The 18,450-nt window shown below is 65.0% G+C and carries 16 protein-coding genes and 1 pseudogene; 4 read left to right on the plus strand and 13 right to left on the minus strand.

The features are described 5' to 3' along the window. Positions 1 to 6 precede the first annotated feature (6 nt). Both CKW46_RS10530 and CKW46_RS10535 read right to left on the minus strand, forming a co-directional pair. Complete coding sequence (locus CKW46_RS10530; protein ID WP_117435886.1) at positions 7 to 1,143, minus strand: cellulase family glycosylhydrolase; 1,137 nt, start codon at positions 1,141 to 1,143, stop codon at positions 7 to 9. 260 nt (positions 1,144 to 1,403) lie between these two features. Beyond that, the gene (locus CKW46_RS10535; protein ID WP_482053129.1) at positions 1,404 to 1,907 is read right to left on the minus strand and encodes a winged helix-turn-helix transcriptional regulator; all 504 of its coding nucleotides are present in this window, start codon (positions 1,905 to 1,907) and stop codon (positions 1,404 to 1,406) included. Positions 1,908 to 1,986: 79 nt separating this feature from the next. On the opposite strand from CKW46_RS10535, the gene CKW46_RS10540 reads away from it, so the two are divergent. Genes CKW46_RS10540 through CKW46_RS10550 form a run of 3 tightly spaced genes read left to right on the plus strand, consistent with a single transcriptional unit; the run spans position 1,987 to position 5,125 of the window. Beyond that, positions 1,987 to 3,147, plus strand: a complete 1,161-nt coding sequence (locus CKW46_RS10540) for an acyl-CoA dehydrogenase family protein (protein WP_482053130.1) — start codon at positions 1,987 to 1,989, stop codon at positions 3,145 to 3,147. After that, positions 3,144 to 4,121: an LLM class F420-dependent oxidoreductase gene (locus tag CKW46_RS10545; protein ID WP_240274990.1), complete on the plus strand. Its 978-nt coding sequence runs from the start codon at positions 3,144 to 3,146 to the stop codon at positions 4,119 to 4,121. The genes CKW46_RS10540 and CKW46_RS10545 overlap by 4 nt, the downstream gene beginning before the upstream one ends. After that, on the plus strand, positions 4,118 to 5,125 hold the full coding sequence (locus tag CKW46_RS10550; protein ID WP_012393394.1) for an NADP-dependent oxidoreductase: 1,008 nt from the start codon (positions 4,118 to 4,120) through the stop codon (positions 5,123 to 5,125). Before CKW46_RS10545 ends, CKW46_RS10550 begins: the two co-directional genes overlap by 4 nt. Positions 5,126 to 5,146: 21 nt before the next feature. On the opposite strand, the gene CKW46_RS10555 is transcribed toward CKW46_RS10550, so the two are convergent. The 9 genes and pseudogenes from CKW46_RS10555 to miaB form a co-directional block, all read right to left on the minus strand. Continuing rightward, positions 5,147 to 6,622: a glutamate-cysteine ligase family protein gene (locus CKW46_RS10555; protein ID WP_015355002.1), complete on the minus strand. Its 1,476-nt coding sequence runs from the start codon at positions 6,620 to 6,622 to the stop codon at positions 5,147 to 5,149. Positions 6,623 to 6,765: 143 nt separating this feature from the next. After that, positions 6,766 to 7,668 (minus strand): annotated as a pseudogene (locus tag CKW46_RS10560) (nucleoside triphosphate pyrophosphohydrolase); the annotation flags it as partial. Between the two features lie 86 nt (positions 7,669 to 7,754). Beyond that, entirely contained in the window at positions 7,755 to 8,699 is a 945-nt protein-coding gene (gene miaA / locus CKW46_RS10565) for a tRNA (adenosine(37)-N6)-dimethylallyltransferase MiaA (RefSeq protein WP_482053131.1), read from the minus strand. A gap of 168 nt (positions 8,700 to 8,867) precedes the next feature. Beyond that, the gene (locus CKW46_RS10570) at positions 8,868 to 9,458 is read right to left on the minus strand and encodes an LOG family protein (RefSeq protein WP_231991586.1); all 591 of its coding nucleotides are present in this window, start codon (positions 9,456 to 9,458) and stop codon (positions 8,868 to 8,870) included. A 173-nt stretch (positions 9,459 to 9,631) separates the two neighbouring features. Beyond that, positions 9,632 to 10,093 (minus strand): nuclear transport factor 2 family protein, encoded by a 462-nt coding sequence (locus CKW46_RS10575; protein WP_012393399.1) that lies wholly within the window; start codon positions 10,091 to 10,093, stop codon positions 9,632 to 9,634. Further along, on the minus strand, positions 10,090 to 11,325 hold the full coding sequence (locus tag CKW46_RS10580; RefSeq protein WP_482053132.1) for a cytochrome P450: 1,236 nt from the start codon (positions 11,323 to 11,325) through the stop codon (positions 10,090 to 10,092). The genes CKW46_RS10575 and CKW46_RS10580 overlap by 4 nt, the downstream gene beginning before the upstream one ends. 70 nt (positions 11,326 to 11,395) lie before the next feature. Further along, positions 11,396 to 12,280 (minus strand): methyltransferase domain-containing protein, encoded by an 885-nt coding sequence (locus CKW46_RS10585; protein WP_482053133.1) that lies wholly within the window; start codon positions 12,278 to 12,280, stop codon positions 11,396 to 11,398. 275 nt (positions 12,281 to 12,555) lie between these two features. Then, positions 12,556 to 13,758 (minus strand): ISAs1-like element IS2404/ISMul1 family transposase, encoded by a 1,203-nt coding sequence (locus CKW46_RS10590; protein WP_420811867.1) that lies wholly within the window; start codon positions 13,756 to 13,758, stop codon positions 12,556 to 12,558. Between the two features lie 119 nt (positions 13,759 to 13,877). After that, positions 13,878 to 15,320 carry a tRNA (N6-isopentenyl adenosine(37)-C2)-methylthiotransferase MiaB gene (gene miaB, locus CKW46_RS10595; protein WP_499019109.1) on the minus strand — a complete coding sequence of 481 codons (1,443 nt, stop codon included), beginning with the start codon at positions 15,318 to 15,320 and terminating at the stop codon, positions 13,878 to 13,880. Between the two features lie 585 nt (positions 15,321 to 15,905). Between miaB and CKW46_RS10600 the strand changes: the two genes are divergently transcribed. Then, positions 15,906 to 16,823, plus strand: a complete 918-nt coding sequence (locus CKW46_RS10600) for a DUF808 domain-containing protein (protein WP_015355011.1) — start codon at positions 15,906 to 15,908, stop codon at positions 16,821 to 16,823. A 16-nt stretch (positions 16,824 to 16,839) separates the two neighbouring features. On the opposite strand, the gene CKW46_RS10605 is transcribed toward CKW46_RS10600, so the two are convergent. Both CKW46_RS10605 and CKW46_RS10610 read right to left on the minus strand, forming a co-directional pair. Beyond that, positions 16,840 to 17,643: an SDR family NAD(P)-dependent oxidoreductase gene (locus CKW46_RS10605; RefSeq protein ID WP_015355012.1), complete on the minus strand. Its 804-nt coding sequence runs from the start codon at positions 17,641 to 17,643 to the stop codon at positions 16,840 to 16,842. Between the two features lie 32 nt (positions 17,644 to 17,675). Beyond that, on the minus strand, positions 17,676 to 18,443 hold the full coding sequence (locus CKW46_RS10610) for a TetR/AcrR family transcriptional regulator (protein WP_482053135.1): 768 nt from the start codon (positions 18,441 to 18,443) through the stop codon (positions 17,676 to 17,678). Positions 18,444 to 18,450 lie beyond the last annotated feature (7 nt).

Genomic DNA, 18,450 nt, shown 5'->3' on the forward strand with positions numbered 1-18,450 from the left:
CTGTCGTCAGTCCTGGGTTCGGGCGCCGGTCAGCGACTGGATGGACTGTATTTCGCTCTCCCGGTAGGGCCGTCCGTCGGGTTGCAGAAGATCGCTGAACCATACCTTCGGGGGCTTGGTGTACGGATGATCCCAGGAATCCCACGGTAGGTAGGTCTGAGTCTTACCGGCGACCAAACCCCAATTGAAGGCGCCGACGTTGCGACGCTTGGCGATTGGTAGCATCCCCTCCACACTGCTGCCCTGGGAGCGCGCCAGGTACTCGGTGCAGATGATCGGCCGCCCCAGCGGCGCAAGTTCGTCGATACGGGCCTCAAAGCCGGCCGGTGCCGCGTAGCTGTGAAATGTGATGACGTCGGCATTGTCGAGCTGGATGCTGGCGATGGTGGAGCGCTTGCCCGGATCCGACCAATTTCCCTGCCAGACACCGCTTGTCAAGGGCTGGCTGGGATCGACCTCGCGCGCCCACTGAAACACCTGGGGGAGTAGCTCCGCGACCCGCTCCAGCTTGTCCTTTCTCTCCACCTTTCGGTACACCTTCGCCGGATTGTCGGGCTCATTCCACAAGTCCCAGCCCAATACGCGGTTGTCGTTGCGGAACTGGTTCAACACTCCAGTCACGTAGCCGTGCAGAACGGCCTGGTAGCTGGGGTCGCCGAGGTGTTCGGCGCCGGGGCTTTGCACCCAACCCGAGTTGTGCACGCCGGGCCTTGGCGCACGCTGCTGACCCAGCTTGGGGAACGGGTCCCAACAGGAGTCGAACAAGACGAAAAGAGGTTTGATGCCGTGGCGCGCCGCGATGGCGACGAATTGTGCCAGCCGAGTCTGAAAGCCCCTTTGATCCGAGGCCCACAACTGATCGTGCAGGAAGACTCGCATGCTGTTGAACCCGATCAACCGGGCCAAGCCCAGCTCTCTGTCGATGCGCCGCGGATCGTAGGTGGCGGGCTGAAACATCTCGAGCTGATTGATGGCGTTGGCGGTGATGTAGTTGGCGCCGACGATCCAGCCTTGGGTCTGGTACCAGGTGTTGGCGCGCTCAGCCGACCACCGGCCTGCCACAGCGGTGGCGCGGGGGGTCTGGGCCAGCGCGGCGCCGGCCGCCAGCAGCAGCGGCAGTTTGAGAGCCGTTCGGCGTTGCACCAAGTGACGATAATTTCGCGGGCGATCTGTCCGGTCTTGCGCGCTGACGTGTCTAGGCATGCTTATCGATTCGCAACAACCTGGGATTGCAAATTGTTATCTCCTGAACACCATCCAGGCTACCCGGCCGGCGGGGTGAAGTCTCGGCGCAACGCCGTGGATTGTCTTGTGCCACACCGGCCGAGCGCACTGTGTAGGATGGCTTGAGCGTCTTGTCGAAGACGTCTCGGGAGACTCTGTGGTGCCGCGCGTCTGTGCGCTCAGTTTGGCGCGGCTACCGCGTCCCCGAAGCTTGGCGCGGCTACCGCGTCCCCGAAGCCGGGCCCGGCTTCGGGTGTGACATTGCGTGCGGTGATCTCTTCGCCGCAGTGGGCGCAGATCAGGCGCGGCTCGACGAACTGGCCGCAATGGTGACGCAACACAATCGGTGGGCCGTCGGGGTTCGGCAAGTGCTTGTCGCCCCACTGCATGAGGACGACGATCGCGGCGAACAGTTCGTGGCCGGTGTCGGTCAGCCGGTACTCGTGGCGCTCCGGATCCTGGGAGTAAGGCACCCGGTCCAGCAGGCCCGCATTGACGAGCATCCGCAGCCGCGATGACAGGGTGGGGCGCGGAATGTTGAGGTTGCGGGCGAGCTGGCCGAAGCGCTGCACGCCGAAGAACGCCTCGCGCAGGATCAATAGGGTCCAGCGCTCGCCGACCAGCTCGAGGGCACGGCCAACCGACTCCCCTTCGAAGCGGTGGGACAGATCGGCGGCGCCCATGGTTCAACAACTGTACCCGGTTCAATTTCTGAACCATGGTGGTAACTTGACGGAACCGCCGTCATTACCAGGAGTCCTGATGAATCAGCCGGACCTGAGCGCCGCACCACTGCGCAGAGCAGATAGCGAGATGGAGAACCTCGCCGAGAAGATCGCCCTGACGGCGCGGGAGATGTCGGCGGAGATCGACCGCGATCGCAGACTGCCCGACGAATTGGTGGCGCGGCTTGGCGAGGCAGGATTGCTGCGCGCCACGATGCCGCGCGAGGTACAGGCGGCAGAGCTGGCCCCCGGACCGGCGCTGCGGTGTGCCGAAGCGGTGGCGCGCGGCGATGCTTCAGCGGGATGGTGCGTGTCGATCGCGATCACCAGCGCGTTGTTGGTCGCCTATCTACCGGCGTCCAGTCGCGACGAAATGTTCGGTGCCGGGCGAAGTGTCGCCGCGGGTGTGTGGGTACCGCTAGGTAAGGCGAAGTCGGTCGACGGCGGTGTTGTGGTGTCCGGGCGCTGGCCGTTCTGCAGCGGGATCAACCACGCGGACATGATGTTCGCCGGTTGCTTCGTGGAGGGCCAGCCGGTGCCATCGGTGGTGGCGCTACCCAAAGACGATCTGCGCGCCTTGGACACCTGGCACACCCTGGGGCTGCGCGGTACCGGCAGTCACGATTGCGTTGCCGAGGAGGTCTTCGTCCCCGCCGATCGAGTGTTCTCGGTGTTCGACGGTCCCACCATTGACAGGCCGCTGTATCGCTTCCCGGTGTTCGGCTTCTTTGCGCTTTCGATCGGCGCGGCGGCGCTGGGCAACGCGCGCGCCGCGATTGACGACTTGGTCGAGTTGGCCGGCGACAAGAAAGGGCTGGGGGCCAAGCGCACCTTGGCCGAACGGTCGGCCACCCAAACGGCGGTCGCGACGGCCGAGGCGGCACTTGGTGCGGCGCGCGCACTGTTTTACGAGGCGATCGACTCGGCCTGGCAAGCCAGCCACAATCCCGATCCGGTGCCGGTGGCGCTGCGCAACCGGCTACGGCTGGCGGCCACCCACGCGGCGCGGACCTCTGCCGACGTCGTGCGCACCATGTATGACCTGGCCGGGAGCAGCGCGATCTACGATGGCTCACCACTGCAACGCCGGTTTCGCGACGCGTTTACCGCCACCGCCCATTTCCAGGTCAACGAGGCATCCCGCGAACTGCCGGGGCGCGTCTTGCTCGGCCAGCACTGCGATACCTCGATGCTGTGACCGATTTAGAAGTCGTCCTACCGTTTTGGCTGGACCGGCCCGACGACGAGGCGATGGAGGTGGCGCTGGCGGCGTCGAACGCCGGTTTCGACGTGCTGTGGGTTGGGGAAATGGCCACCTACGACGCGTTTGCCCTTGCCACCGCGATAGGGCTGGGTGCACCCGGAATGGGCTTGAAGATCGGACCGCTGGCCGTCGCCGTTCGCGGCCCGGTGGGGCTGGCGCTGGGCGTCAGTTCGGTCGCCTCTCTCACCGGTAGCCGGGTCGATATCGCCCTGGGCGCCTCCAGCCCGGCGATAGTGGCCGGTTGGCATGATCGGCCGTGGGCACACCACGTGCCGGTGATGCGGGAAACCATGGAATGCCTGCGGTCGATACTGGGTGGGGCGCGCGTCGACTACCACGGGCGCCATGTCGCCAGCCACGGCTTTCGGCTGCGCAACCCGCAGCAGGAGACTCGAATTGCGTTGGGGGCCTTCGGCCCTGGCATGATTCGCCTGGCGGCAAGGCACGCCGATGAGGTGGTGCTCAACCTCGCATCGCCGGCTCGGGTGGCGGAGGTTCGTCACGCCATCGACTCCGCGGCCGCCGCAGCGGCAGGTCGCGCCGCACCGCGGCTGACGGTATGGGTGCCCGTTGCCGTTGATCCCGGTGCCGCCGCGCACGCTCAGCTGGCGGCGCAGCTGGCGGTCTATCTCGGCCCGCCCGGCTACGGCGAAATGTTCAGTGCACTGGGCTTTGACCGCCTCGTCGGTGCCGCGCGCGCCGGGGCGAGCCGTCGAGAGTTGGCTGCCGCCATCCCCGTCGAACTGCTCGAGCAGGTGGGGGCATTGGGCACCGCCGAGCGAGTCGCCGCCCGGCTGCGGGACTACGAAGAGGCCGGCGCGGACTGCCTGGCACTGGTGCCCTGCACTGCCGAAGATCCGGCGGGCCGGGCAACGCTGAACGCACTGTCGAGGAAGGGTGAATCGTGACGCTGGTCAATACCGTGTGCCGGCTGGCCGCGCGCCCGATCGGATTGCCCAAGCCATCGGACTGGGAGGTCGCCGACGAACCCGTTGGCGGTCCGGCCGATGGGGAGTTTTTGGTGCGCGTTGAGTATCTGTCGGTCGATCCGGCGATGCGGACGTGGATGAACGCGGGGCGGTCCTACGTGGCGCCGGTGCAGATCGGCGAGGTAATGCGCGCGGGCGGCATCGGGCGCGTGATCGATTCTCGCCACCCGGATTTCGCGGCCGGCGACGAGGTGTACGGAATGTTCGGGGTGCAGCGTTACGCGCATTCCGACGGTAGCGGTGTGACGCGCGTGGACACCACCCTCGCGCCGGCCCCGGTGCATCTGGGCGCCCTGGGCATCAGCGGTATAACGGCCTACTTCGGGCTCCTCGACGTCGGTCGCCCGCAACCCGGTCAGACCGTCGTCGTCTCCGGAGCCGCCGGTTCGGTGGGCAGCATCGTCGGACAGGTAGCCCGGATTGTGGGTTGCCGGGCGATCGGCATCGCCGGCGGTGAGCAGAAATGTCGTTGGCTGGTAGAAGAGCTTGGCTTCGACGCCGCCATCGACTACCAAGCCGGGGATCTGCGCCGTCAGCTGAAGATGCATGCCCCCAATGGCATTGACGTCTTTTTCGACAACGTCGGGGGAGAGGTGCTCGAGGCGGGGTTGTCACGTCTGGCCCGCGGAGCGCGTGTCGTAATTTGCGGAGCCATCTCCCAGTACAACGCCGCCGGGGAGCTGCACGGGCCGGCCAACTACATGCAGTTGCTGGTCGCACGCGCCTCGATGACCGGGTTCGTGGTCTTCGACTACGCGGATCGATATGGCGAAGCCGTTGGGCAGCTGGCGAATTGGCTGGCTAGCGGTGAGCTGCGCGCCCGCGAGCAGGTGGTTGCGGGCGATGTCGGCGACTTTCCTGAGGTGCTGTTGGCGCTGTTTCGGGGTGAGAACACCGGCAAACTCGTGCTCGCGCTGCGCTAGCGATTCGGACGGATCGGACCGTCACGATAGCGGCCATTCATGGACTGGGGCCCCGCTGCGCGCGTGCTCGACGTATCGCCGGGTCATCTCGTGCAGCACCGAGATGCGTTCCAGTCCGCGTTCTTCGAGGTGGCGCACCGTTTCCGTCTGCCAGGCCGCGCCGGTGCGGCCGCTGCGAACCCGCGCTTCGATGACACCGAGGTACCGGTCGCGGTCGTGGGCGTCCACGCCCCACGCGTCGAGTCCGGACGCGGCGGCCGGCAGCAGGACGTCGCGGGTGAGCTGTGCTGCGGGCTGGTCGGTGCCCTGCCAACTCAATTGCGCCGCCAGCCCGTCGCGTGCCGCGCGGTGCAGGTCTCGCTCGGCCACCGCGAAAGGGGTCTGTTCCCACGGAGTGCGGTCACTGTCAGCGATTGCGCGCACCAGTCCGTAGTAGAAGGCGGCATTGGCGACCATGTCGACTGCGGTGGGTCCGCTGGGCAGCACCCGGTTCTCGATTCGCAGCTGCGGGCTGCCGCCCTGGACGTCGTAAACGGGGCGGTTCCACTGCCACACCGTGCCGTTGTGCAGCCGAAGCTCATGGAGCACCGGAGCCTGCCCGGCCTCGAGGGCAGCGTCGGGATCTTCTGCCTCCAGGGTTGGGAACAGGGGCGGGTACTCGCGCACCAGGTGGTCGAAGAGGTCCACGGGGTCGCTGATCCACCCCTCCCCGAGCCGGACGCGCGCCGGTGCGCTGGCCTTGACCTCGCTGGGGCGGCGGGAGTCGAGTAGCTGCTCCACCAGCGTGATTCGGGTCTCCTGCCAGGCGTGCCGGCCGAGCAAGAACGGGGAATTGGCGGCCACCGCGACCTGCGCTCCGGCGATCAGTTGGGCCGCGTTGAAATAGGCCGCAAATCGGTCCCGGTGCGCCCGCAAGTGCAGCTGCAGGCTGGTTGCGGAGGCTTCGGGCGCGACCGAGTCGGTGGTGAATTCGACCGGCTCGGGTGCGTCGCTGATGTGCACCCGGAACGGCCGGTGGCGAGCGGTGCGGATGCGGCGGCTCAGCAGCTCGTAGCGCGGGTTGGTGGAGAGCCGTTCGGCGGTCATATGGTCGGCGCTCAGGGTGGGAAGCATGCCAACCGCGATCAGGCGGGTGCCCAGGCTTTCGATCCGCGCGCCGGACCCGTCGAGCACGTCGGCAAGAAGTTGTTCGCTGTCCCGGAGCACGTGGCCCGTTAGCGGGTGGGGCGGCAGGTTCAACTCGACATTGAACTGGCCAAGCTCGTGCTGCATATCGGTTCGGTCCAAGGCCTGTAGAACCGCGTCGTTGACCAGTCGCGGCCGGCCCAGCGGGTCCACCAGGTCGAGTTCCACCTCCATGCCGATGGTGTCCTCGTGGCCGGCAAACCAGCCGGCCTCGACCATTTGCCGCAACACCGCGACTGAACGCGTGAGCCGGCGCCGGACGTCATCTCCGTGCCCGAGAACCAACGCGGACGCGTCGATGCGATCACCCACGGGCCTACCTTCCCTCCCGCACACCCGGCCATCAGTTGCTTGTGCCGGTATACCTAATTCGCAAACTAGGCGTCATCGCGGGGTTTGGCGACTCGGACCCCGGATTGGGTGTGGGCGCCCACGGAAGGCCAGCACATACGCTACTCCCGCTCGGTGATTCCGCCGAGCGCCGTGCGGTCGGGTTCTTCGGTGGCATCGGGCGCGCGGCGCCTGGCGGTGATCGTGTCCTCGGCACGGCGCACCGAGTCCATGAACTCCAGGACCGCCGCCCGCAGCTCGCCTTCCGAATCGATGTCAGGTGACACCACGACGGAGGTGAGCGTCGCCGGGACCAGGTCCATCGGCAGGCCAGCCCTGACTGCGCGTTCGATCACCTTCTGGGCCAGAGCCAACGCGGGCTGACCATGAAACAGGTCGTGCATCACCGAGCCCGCCCGTTTGTCTGCCTTTTTGCCCTTCTCCCACTGCGCCACCTGCTCCTGGAATAAGGGCGAATTGCCCGCCAGCACTCCGCGGCGCCGGTTGCCCAGCTTGCGTATCAGGGTGTCGGCCACGTCATCGATGGCGAAGGGGCGTCGCGGCGCGTCCTGCGCGATCCGAGCCTGGAAAAGTACCTGCAGGAGCAAGGCGCCGAGTTCTTCGCGTAGCTGGCCGGCATCTGCGCTACGCAGCGCATCCAGCAGCGCATAGGTTTGGCTCAGCAAATAGCGGCTAACCGAGACGTGGGTCTGCGCGGCTTCCCACGACCCAGCTGTGCGTAGTTCGTCCACTGCCGCAACGGCATCGATCAGGCGCTCACCGCACTGTGGGTGCGGTATGGAGATCAGCCGGTCACCGGCGACCAACCGTGCCGTAACCGCAGGATGTGTTGGATCGGAGGACAACAACACGGTGGCGTGGCTTCCGGCGCGCACGGGGCGCGCCGCGGGCAGCAGCCGAGTCAACGCGGCCGGTATTTCCTCGGTGTACTGCACCTGCTGCCGCAGCACTTCGAGGGCTTCCATTGGTACCAGCAAATAATGCGGGTCAATCAGTACGACAGTCATCACACAGCCGGCTCCGCGTTCGACGGTGACATGGCAGCCGTCGCGGCCATTGCAGTTGGCGCTGATTCAACCCGCGTCGGGGAGCCTCATGATGCCCGCCGCCAGGCGCCCAACACCGCTTCGATGATGGCCGTGCGGTGGGCCGCGGTGGACACCGTGGCATCGAGCCAACGCACCCTGCGGTCTCGCCGAAACCACGACCGCTGCCGTCGGACATAGCGTCGAGTGGCCAGACAGGTTTGTTGGCGCGCACGATCCAGGGCTTGAGTGTCTGCGCCGGCCTTGAGCGCCTCCATGACTTGGGCGTACTCCAACGCGCGTGAAGCGGTGACCCCCCTGGCCAGGCCGCAGGGGAGTAGCGAGATCACCTCTTCGATCAGGCCTCGATCGAACATGGCTTTGGTTCGTGCCGCTAGCCGTTCATCAAGAACCTTTGTCTCGCAATCTAATCCGATGATCGCGCTATCCCAGCGAGGGCTGCCGATACGTGGAGCGGAGGCGGCATACGGGCGACCGGTGATTTCGACCACTTCCAGCGCACGCACCGTACGGCGGGCGTCGTTGAGCGGGATGACTGCGGCCGCGGCAGGGTCGCGGCGGACCAGCTCGGCATGCAACCTGGCCGGCCCGACCTGAGCGAGACGTCGCTCCCAGCGGGCTCGGATCGCTGGGTCTTTCGCCGGAAAGGCCCAGTCATCGAGCAGCGACTGGACGTAGAGCATCGAGCCCCCGACCAGCAGCGGCAGCGCTCCGCGTGAGGCGATCGCTTCGATGTCAGCTGCAGCCGAACGCTGGTAGCCCGCGACAGTGGCGGTTTCGGTGACGTCGAGCACGTCGAGTTGGTGATGCGGTATGCCGCGGCGCTGGGCCAGCGGCACCTTGCCGGTGCCGATATCCATGCCGCGGTAGAGCTGGTACGCGTCGGCGTTCACGATCTCCACGGCGATCTTGCCGCTGAGTCGGTCCGCAATCTCGATCGCTAAGTCTGACTTGCCGGTTCCCGTTGGTCCGATGATCGTTAGTGGTCTCATATCCTCTGCCTGCTATCTCGCCTCAACAGCGCCTGTCGGAGGGTCAGCAGTGGGGCGAATCGATGTCGGCATGCGTGCCATCCCGTGCTCCCCTGCGGTGGTCCTGCTTGCTAGCGGTGACACCACAAGGGTTGCGTTCGGCGGCCGCGCTGGGATCAGTCAAATGGCCTAATAATGCGCATGGGTCCGCTCTGAGACGCTGGCCTCCCCAGACGACGCGAACGCCGACCGAGTTGATGGGCAGAGGTTGCTGAATGCGCTGTCGACGTCGGTCGTGACGATGAGCCGATCGATCGCGGCGGTGCGCACGAAGCCTTGCTGCCGCAGTTCTTCGAGCCAGTCGAGCAGTCCGCGGTAGTGTCCGGCGGGGTCCAGCAGGACTACGGGCTTGTGATGTATGCCGAGGCTGGCCGCGGTCCAGCATTCGAGCAGCTCTTCGAGGGTGCCCAGACCGCCGGGCAGCGTCAGGAACCCGTCAGCGCGTTCGCCCATGAGGTGTTTGCGTTGGGTGAGTGTGTCGGTGACGATCAGCTCATCGGCACCGAGGTCAGCAAGTTCGGATTGCAGGAGAATTCTCGGAATTACGCCTGTGGTGTGGGCTCCGGCGGTTCTGGCCGCGCGGGCCACCGCGCCCATCATGGCGATGGTGCCGCCTCCAGAGATCAATCGCCATCCGCGTCTACCGATTTCGGTGCCCACGGCGGCGGCCAGGCTCAGGTCGGCGGGGTTGTCGCCGCCGGAAGCGCAGTAGACGCAAATCGTCGTACGGCCATCGGTCCGAGCGCGCCAGGCAGGTCTGGGCCCAGCGTCAACGAATCCCGCCTCCTCGAGCAATCCGGTCACCCGCGCGGATTCGTCGGCGTCCAGCAGGGAGCCGCCGCTGTGCAGGTCGTAGATTCGGCTGGCCGTGCGTTGTGCCGGCAGGTCTCGAGTCACAGACCGTCCTCCAGTACCTTCCTCGAACTGATCAGAAGTTGTCCGCTGACGCGGGTCAACTTGTCGTGGATCACGCAACTTTGGGCGATCGCCGGCTTGGTACCGGGACGAGTGTTGATTTCGATCAGATAGGCAGATGCCTCGATCACGCCGGCACTACGCGACGCCAAGTCGATCATCGACAACCAGTGCCGTCGTTGAATCGCATCCCCAGCTCTGCTGTCCCACTTCAGCAGGGCTTTCTCGATTGCTGCGCGTGTCGAGACCGGGCCGGCACCGGGGATGTGCTCGAACGTGGCGTCCTTGGTGAACGTCTTTGCGTGGGAGCCGATGTCACGCAGGTCCAGTAGCCTCATCTGCCGTGCGTAAAACTGCTGCACCTCCGCGTACAGGCAGCTGTGCAGCGCCTTGCCCCGCGGCCAGGAGAACAAGCGCAAGCGGTTCGCTGACGGGATCACGCCGCCGTCACTGCCTTCAGGTGCAACAGCGCGGGCAACACGATGTTGGTGTGGCGGTGCAGTTGGGTCCTCTCGGTCAATGTCAGCCGTGGTAGCCGACGCATCAGAGTTCCTACTGCGATCTGGCATTCGAGGCGGGCCAAGCGTGCCCCAAGGCAGTAATGAATTCCAGCGCCGAACATGACCGCTGCGCCTCGGGCACGGGTGATGTCGAGTCGGTCCGGCTCCTCGAACACCTTCGGATCCCGGTTGGCTGCGCCTACGAAGGCGATCACCGGTTGCCCCGCACGAATGTGCGCGCCGCCGAGCGTGACGTCTTCGATGGGCTTGCGTGCCGCCGTGGACTGAACCGAGCCGTTGAAACGCAAACTCTCGTTGACCGCAGCTGCCATCAGCTCCGGATGCGCCCGCAGTAATGCCAGCTGGTCAGGGCGCGTCCACAGATCCGCGATCATGTTGCCGATCTGCGCAACCGTCGTCCCGTGTGCGGCGAACATGAGCTGCACACAAAGGGCCAGCAGTTCTTCGTGCGTCAGCTGACCGGCCTCGCGGGCCGCGATCAGGGCGCTGATCAGCCCCGGTCGTAACCGATCGTGGCTGGCCGCGGCGGTCTCGAAGAACCACAACATGTTCGCGGCGGCATCGTCGGCTCTCGCTATGGCCGCAGGTTCCTTGCGCAGATCGAACCCATCGCCAAACCGAGAGACCCACACCGGAAGGTCCGGATGCAACTCGTCGGCGGTCAAGCCCAGCATCGCTGCTATCAATGTCATTGACAGAGGAACGGCATAGTTGTCGATCACGTCGAACGCAGTCGCCTCGTCGAGCCCGTCGATCAGCCGATCCGCGGCCTTGGCCGCGATCATCCGGTAAGACTCGATTGCCGAAGGTGTGAACGTGGGCGCCACGATGGAACGCAGACGCCCATGATGGGGCGGATCCAGTGACAGCAACAGCCGACCCGGCAATTCGGCGAAACCGCGGGGCGCGCCAAACACTCGCCCGGATGCCAGAGGATCGGCCGGAACCAATTTGCGGCGAAACCGAGGGTCCCTCAGCATCGCAACGACATGATCGTGTCGAAACAGGTACCAGCATCCGTTGTCGCCGGGTTTGAACGGTTGTCCCCAATGCACCGGATCCGCCTGACGATAGGTCGCGTACACCGCGTACGGATCGTCGCGCAGCTGCTGATCGTGTGGGTCGAAACGGGCCAACATGGTGTCTGTCACATTCCGTAGGGCGGGGCCGGTTGCCTACGCGATGGCGTTGATCCCAGCCGGGATGGACAGTCGTGATCGGTCACGGTTCGCCTGGCGTCTTGAACGAAAACAACTCGTATGTCATCAGCCGCTGCGCAAATGCCGAATGCATCAACTCTTCGGTGCCGGTCACGTGCGCCGACTCCAGCCGTGTCTTCCAGTATGGGACGGTGAGTCCGGTCAAATCCACCTGCCGACAAGTGATCAACCCGGCCTCGTCTGCCGCTCGCCGGTAGTCGGCCGGCTCGTGAATGTTCGTGCAGTATTGGTCATCGACGCGCTGCTTGACGCTTTCGGCGGCCCGACCCCGGCCCGCGCACCACGCGACCACTACAATTTGCCCACCCGCGACCAGCACTCGGCCAAACGTGGTGAACATCAACCCCAGATCATCGACGTGCTCAGTGCTTTCGCACGCCCACATGGCTTGATAGCGGTGTCGGATCTGGCCGGAACCCAAGCGGCGGTCAACCTCGAGCATGTCGCCGACCCTGAACCTGACCTGGTCTTCCACGCCGCGCACCAGGGCCGTTGCGGCGGCGAACCGCGCCTGCTCAGGCGACACTGTCACGCCTTCCACGGCACACCCGAATCGCTGGTGAATCATGATCGCGCCGCCCCCGGCCCCACAGCCGGCATCTAGCACGGTGCCATCCGAAGGCGGTTTACCGAGGAACTTCAGGCCAAAGCTGACCAGCTCGGCCTCGGAGCGGTGCAACCAGTCCAGTCGAGCCTTCTCCTGCATCGGCGCCGGACCGTCCGGCAGGTCGATGCCGTTGTGATTGAAAAACAATCCATCGCGCGACGCGAGCATTGCGTTGAGCCCGTCGCAATCGCGGGTCTTCCGGTCGTAGAGCGCGGCAATGGACATCCGCCGCGCTTCACTCAAGCCGGTTACTATCTCACCAGTACTCAAGTCGATCACCCTCCCTCACTTGAAAATGCCAATCGCCCACTGCTGTTGGCTGCGCAAGGACTTCGATGCGGCAGTGACTTTGCACAGTCGCCGTCCGTGGTTGTCCACCGCTGCGGCCGCACGGGTAGCGGGGGAGAAAGCGGCGTAGGTGCGGTAAAGGCCAGGAGCTTCATCGGTGGGCCCCCGCCGCTAACGGCACGCGGTGTCGGGATGCGTACCGGAACTGGGGATTTGGGCTTGGGCAACCGTGATTCGGGGTACCCCCAGGGCTCCGGCGTTGTTGATTAGCAGGCTTGTGAGCTGGGGAATTGTGGATTGAGGAGGTCTAGGCGGCGGTTGGCGGTCAAAGCGGTGATCCGGCAGGCTTCGGCGATGTTGTCGGCGCCGTTGAGGCGGTGCAGATTGATCGCGGTGTTGCGTAGCGTTGCTAGGACCTGTGCGCCGTTTCCGGTATGTGCCCTTTGACGGTCTTCGTCGAAGGTGACGTCGCGTATCCAGTGCAGGCTGTTCTCGATTCCCCAGTGTTGACGCATCCAGGTCATGATCGCGGTAGGGCGGGCGTGCTCGAACGGCAGGCTGCAGATGGCATAGACCACCTCCACGCTGCGCTGGTCGGTGGCGGTGATCAAGCGTTCACGAGTGATCCGGATGATTTGTTTTGCGTAGGGGAAGCCGATTCCTCGTGCAGCGGTGATGATTTGCAGGGTGCGGGTCTCGACACGGCCGTGGCCGCGGGAGTCGTCGGTAGCGGCTGCGGGCACCTCGGCCCAGGGCAGCGCGGTGATACGCGCAAGTATTTTGGCTTGGTTGGACTTGACGATCATCAGGTAGTGCGACTTCAAGGTGGCGCAGATCAACTTCGCGGTGACGACCTGGGTATGCATCGCATCCACGGTGACCAGCCACCGCAAGCTACCCGGCAGCAGCGTGAGCAGGGCACGTACGCAGGGAATTTCATTGCTTTTCTCGGCGACAGCGAGTTGACCGAGCACCAATCGGGCACGGTGGGCGAACACCGACACGAGATGCGTGGCTGTCGCTTTGGCGCGTAAAGCACCACGCAGCATCTTGCCGTCCAACGCGATCGGCACCAATCCACTGGGGTCGCTGCTGGCCACGTGTGCAGTGAAGTAACTGCCCATCCTGGCGTTGAGGTCGGCGGGGTCTAGCCGAGACAAAACAGCGCGGAAGGTCTTCTCACTGGGCCGCCGGAACCGGACCCCTAATTGGGCCAACACATCATCGGGAGCGGTGGCCGCCCATGTGGCAAAACCAGCATAGCCGCGCATCCCCGCGGCAGTGGCCAGAACCGCGATCGCCAACAAAGCCATCAGCGAATACCTCCGACCGCGTGGGTCCCTCGGGTCTGGCACCGAGGCCAACACATCGAGAAACTCCGATCCGATGAGCTCGCTGCGCTCACCAGGACTCCAGCGGTCGAACACCTCTGGAACCGACGACACAGGCAATACTGAAACGGTAGGCACGGGCAACTCCAGACCAACGACGAACAGTAACCAACTCGATCGTTCTCCAGATAGCCCGTGCCTACACTCCGGCCCCAATAGCGCGGCACCAAAGATCATCAACCCAGCTCACAAGCCTGCTAATCAACAACGCCGGAGCCTGGGGGTACCCCCAGCCCGACGCCACGCGTTGTCGGGGTCTGGCCGCGTTCGCTGGCATCACCTGCGGGGGTCCTGCGATGCTGCAGCAGCGGCCCGTCTGCGATCAGATGGTGCGGTGCGGCATCGGTGATTTCGACATCCATCAAGTCACCCGGCCGGACCGAACCGTCGGCGCTGTCCGGACGGAAGTGGACGAGTCGGCCGTCGCGGGCCCGCCCGCTGATTCGCGCCGTGGTGGCGTTTTTGCGGCCCTCTCCTGCGACCACTAGCAGTTCCTGCCGGGTCCCGACCAGGGATCGGTTGCCCTCCAAGGAGATTCGCTCTTGCAGCGCCACCAGCCGCTCGAAGCGCTGCTGGACGACGTTCTTGGGAATCTGGTCGGGCATGTCCGCCGCGGATGTGCCCGGCCGAGGCGAGTATTGGAAGGTGAATGCGCTTGTGAACCGCGCTTTTTGTACCACGTCGAGGGTCTGCTCGAAGTCATGTTCGGTTTCGCCGGGAAAGCCGACTATCATGTCGGTGGTGATGGCCGCGTGCGGTATCGCGGCACGGACCTTATCGATGATGCCCAGGTAGCGATCGCGCCGGTAGGAGCGGCGCATGGCCTTGAGGATCTGGTCCGAACCCGATTGCAGCGGCATGTGTAGATGCGGGCACACAGCCGGAGTTTCGGCCATCGCCAGGATCACGTCGTCGGTGAATTCGGCCGGGTGCGGTGAGGTGAACCGGATGCGCTCTAGACCCTCGATCCGGCCGCAAGCGCGTAGCAGCTGCGCAAACGCACCTTGATCCCTAGGCAGTGGTGCCTCGCCCGTCGAAGGGTCCGGGTCTGCGAAATTGACGCCGTAGGAGTTGACGTTTTGGCCGAGCAGGGTTACTTCCAGCACGCCCTGCTCTACCAGGGCCTGCACCTCGGCGAGGATGTCGCCGGGGCGGCGGTCGGCTTCCTTGCCGCGTAGCGACGGGACGATGCAGAAGGTGCAGCTGTTGTTGCAGCCCACCGAGATCGACACCCACGCGGCATAGGCTGAATCCCGTGCCGCGGGCAGCGCCGAAGGGAATGTCCGCAGTGATTCGAGAATCTCGACTTGCGCGTCTTGGTTGTGCCGAGAGCGTTCCAAGAGCACCGGCAGTGAGCCGATGTTGTGTGTGCCGAAGACGACGTCAACCCATGGTGCCCGGTCGAGCACGATGTGGCGGTCTTTTTGGGCCAGGCATCCGCCGACCGCGATTTGCATGCCGGGCCGGCTCGCCTTGATCGGAGCCAGGTGCGCTAGCGAGCCGTAGAGCTTGTTGTCGGCGTTTTCACGCACCGCGCAGGTGTTGAATACCACCAGGTCTGCAGGCGCGCCCGGGTCGGCTTTGATGTACCCGGCGTCTTCAAGCAAACCCGCCATGCGCTCGGAGTCGTGAGCGTTCATCAAGCAGCCGAGAGTGCGGACTTCATACGTGCGGGCGGTTGCGTTGCCCGCGGTATCGTTCCTGGTCGCAGGTGGCCGCTCAGTCACAATGTGGTCTTGAGTCACGATTCCTCCGGTAATTTCTCGACTGGAGGGGCGACATTTCCATCGCACGCCCAAAAGGATCGGAACAAGGCATAGCCGAAATTGGACTAATCGAATTCCCCAGGAAAGGGGAATTCGACAAGCCACGGCGAGATATAGCCCATGCAAAACTTTCCGAGCCTCCTTTTGAGGGGGATGCGGGTTTTGCTGAGTCCGGGACTCCTTTTAAGGGGGCTGCGGATCCACTTCGATTTGAATCTCTGAGAAGTGGTGCTGGTAAGTACTGTAAACCCCATCACCTATGCCGCACAAGTCCCGTGTGGCGATTCCTCGAAAAATTTCCCGGTAAGCAGATAAAAGCCCCGCGAGAGGCATGGTAGGTGCGGCGTTGGGCCATTTCGCGCCGCACTTTGAGGCCGCACTCGCCGGTCAGAGGGGTCGATTGCCCGCACCGACGACTTCGGCAACACGCGGTAACCTCGGTCGCCATGGGGAGAGCCGATGAGCGCAGGCCTGTTCGGGCTGCTCGATGACGTCGCTGCCCTGGCGCGGCTGGCCGCGGCCTCGGTGGACGACGTCGGTTCGGCCGCGGCTCGCGCGACCGCCAAGGCGGCAGGCGTAGTGGTCGATGACACCGCGGTAACGCCACAATTCGTGCACGGCATCACCGCCGAGCGCGAACTGCCGATCATCAAACGCATTGCGCTCGGCTCGCTGCGCAACAAGTTGGTGTTCATCCTTCCCGGCGCGATGCTGCTTAGCCAGTTCGTGCCGTGGCTGTTGAGTCCAATCCTGATGCTCGGCGCCACATACCTGTGTTACGAAGGCGCGGAGAAACTGTGGAGTGCGCTGCGCGGCAACGGTTCCCAGGCCAGGAGGCCGAAAGACGAACAGCAAGTGGTGACCGGGGCGATCCGGACCGACGTCATCCTCTCCGCCGAGATCATGGTGATCGCGCTCAGCGAAGTGGCCGACTTGGCTTTTCTGCCAAGGCTTGTCGTCCTGATCGTCGTTGCGCTGGTGATCACTGGCGCGGTGTATGGGGTGGTGGCGGCGATCGTCAAGATGGACGATGTTGGGCTGCGGCTGGCCGAGACGTCGTCTCGGTTCGGGCAGCGGCTCGGTCGCGCCCTGGTCGCTGGGACGCCCAGGTTGTTGTCCATGATCGCGGCGGTCGGAACGGTTGCGATGCTGTGGGTGGGTGGCCACATCCTGTTGGTGGGCAGCGATCAGATCGGTTGGCACACCCCATACGGCTTGGTGCATCATCTCGATGAACAGGTGCGCCACGCGGTCGGGTCCCTAGGTACCGTCGTGGCCTGGCTGGTCAATACCGGCGTGTCGGCGGCGCTCGGACTGATTGTCGGGGCAGTAGCGGTCACGCTCGTGCACCTGCTGCCGTTTCGTCGGGTGGGTTAGGCGCCGGCGTGCGCCGTCAAATGAAGTCCGAGCCGCCGTCGGCATTCACCGTCGCGCCGGTCACATAGCCGTTGCGCCGCGACACCAGGTAGGCGGTGATGGAAGCGACCTCCTCGGGAAGGCCGGCGCGGCCCAGATCGCACGGCTGGTGAAAGTATTTGTCAATCCAGGCCATGACGTCGTACGGGTTGGTGGCATCGAGTCCGTCGGCGGCCAGCAGGTCTTTGAGCTGTTCGGTAAAGCTGGCCGTGACGATGGTTCCCGGGCACACGCAGTTCACCAGGATGCCGTCCTTGGCCAGGCTCTTCGACAGGTTCTTGGTCACGCTGGACAGGGCCGCCTTCGAGGCCGTGTAGGCGACCAGGCGTGGGTTCTGTCGCTGAATCGAGTGCGCGGACAGCGTCACAACGCGGGCCCAGTCCGCGGCGCGCAGCAAGGGCAACGCGGCGCGAATCGCCCGGACCCCCGACATCGTGCCCAGCGTGAACGCGGCATCCCAAGCGGCGTCGTCGAGTTCCTCGAAGTACCCGTCGCCCGGTCCGATCGTGTGCACCAGGCAATTGAGTTGCCCCCAGCGTTCGGAGACGGCGGCGAAGGCGCTGGTGATCGATGCGGCGTCGGCCATGTCCGCGCTGATCGCCATCGCGTCGGGAGCGCCGGCCTGACTTAGCCTTTCCACGGCGCTGTCCAGTGCCCGCTTGCCACGGGCGATCACCGCCACGCTGGCTCCTTCGGCGGCCAGGGTTTCGGCGATGGCCAGGCCCATGCCTTTGCTGCCTCCGGTGACGACGGCCTTGGAACCGCTGAAGCCCAGGTCCATCGCATCTCCTCTGCGGGAGGGCGCCTCACATGTCAGTCTGGCGCGGTGATCTGCGCAATGGTGTCCGGCGCAACGCCCAGTCCGCGCAGGCAAAATCGCACCGTGCTCTCGCGAACCTCGTCGCGTCGGCAATCCCCGGAGGCCCACTGCTGTTCCGTGTTGGCCCACACCACGCCCTGAATGGAGCGCGCCTCGCTGTGCGGGTCGACGTCGTGGAACACTTCCTGGGCCACGCCGAGGTGAAGCTGCTCGATGAGCGGCTCAAGCGTTTCGGCGTATGCGGGTTCGACCAGCTCGGGGGCGTTGAGCAGATGTGATTGAGCATCCATGGACAGGTGACGCAGGTCCGCCTTGACCGCGTCGTCGAAAGCCAAGTCGAGGCGGCCGTCGATCCAGGCAGCCACTCCTTCGATCGGATTTGTCGCTTTGGCCATGAGCGTTCTGAGCCGCACCGCTTCGACCCGGGCGACCTCGAGGAACATCGCGGCTACCAGTTGGTCTTTCGACTCGAAATGCCGGTAGAACGCCCGGGTGCTGAGTTGGGCCCGGTCCAGGACGGTCGCGACGCTAAGTCCACGAACCCCATGTTCGCGAACCGACATCGACGCGGCGACCAGGATGGCACGCCGAATGCCAGGATCCGGAGCAAGCTTGTGCCGGCGCCGCGTAAGCCGGCTACTCAGGTCCGCCTGGCGGCGGGTGCCCGGGCTGTTCGGATGCGTCATAGATCCGTAGGTACCCACCAGGCGCTTCCGGGACACCCGCAGCCGACATTTCATCGTCGCTGCAATGTCGGACATGTGTTAG

Source organism: Mycobacterium liflandii (genome assembly GCF_022354805.1).
Classification (GTDB): domain Bacteria; phylum Actinomycetota; class Actinomycetes; order Mycobacteriales; family Mycobacteriaceae; genus Mycobacterium; species Mycobacterium marinum.

Excerpts from the sequence above, each read along its gene's own strand:
- miaA (WP_482053131.1), bottom strand. The coding sequence starts at position 8,699 with ATGAGACCACTAACGATCATCGGACCAACGGGAACCGGCAAGTCAGAC.
- CKW46_RS10535 (WP_482053129.1), bottom strand. The coding sequence starts at position 1,907 with ATGGGCGCCGCCGATCTGTCCCACCGCTTCGAAGGGGAGTCGGTTGGC.
- CKW46_RS10605 (WP_015355012.1), bottom strand. The coding sequence starts at position 17,643 with ATGGACCTGGGCTTCAGCGGTTCCAAGGCCGTCGTCACCGGAGGCAGC.
- CKW46_RS10600 (WP_015355011.1), top strand. The coding sequence starts at position 15,906 with ATGAGCGCAGGCCTGTTCGGGCTGCTCGATGACGTCGCTGCCCTGGCG.
- miaB (WP_499019109.1), bottom strand. The coding sequence starts at position 15,320 with ATGAACGCTCACGACTCCGAGCGCATGGCGGGTTTGCTTGAAGACGCC.
- CKW46_RS10540 (WP_482053130.1), top strand. The coding sequence starts at position 1,987 with ATGAATCAGCCGGACCTGAGCGCCGCACCACTGCGCAGAGCAGATAGC.
- CKW46_RS10610 (WP_482053135.1), bottom strand. The coding sequence starts at position 18,443 with ATGTCCGACATTGCAGCGACGATGAAATGTCGGCTGCGGGTGTCCCGG.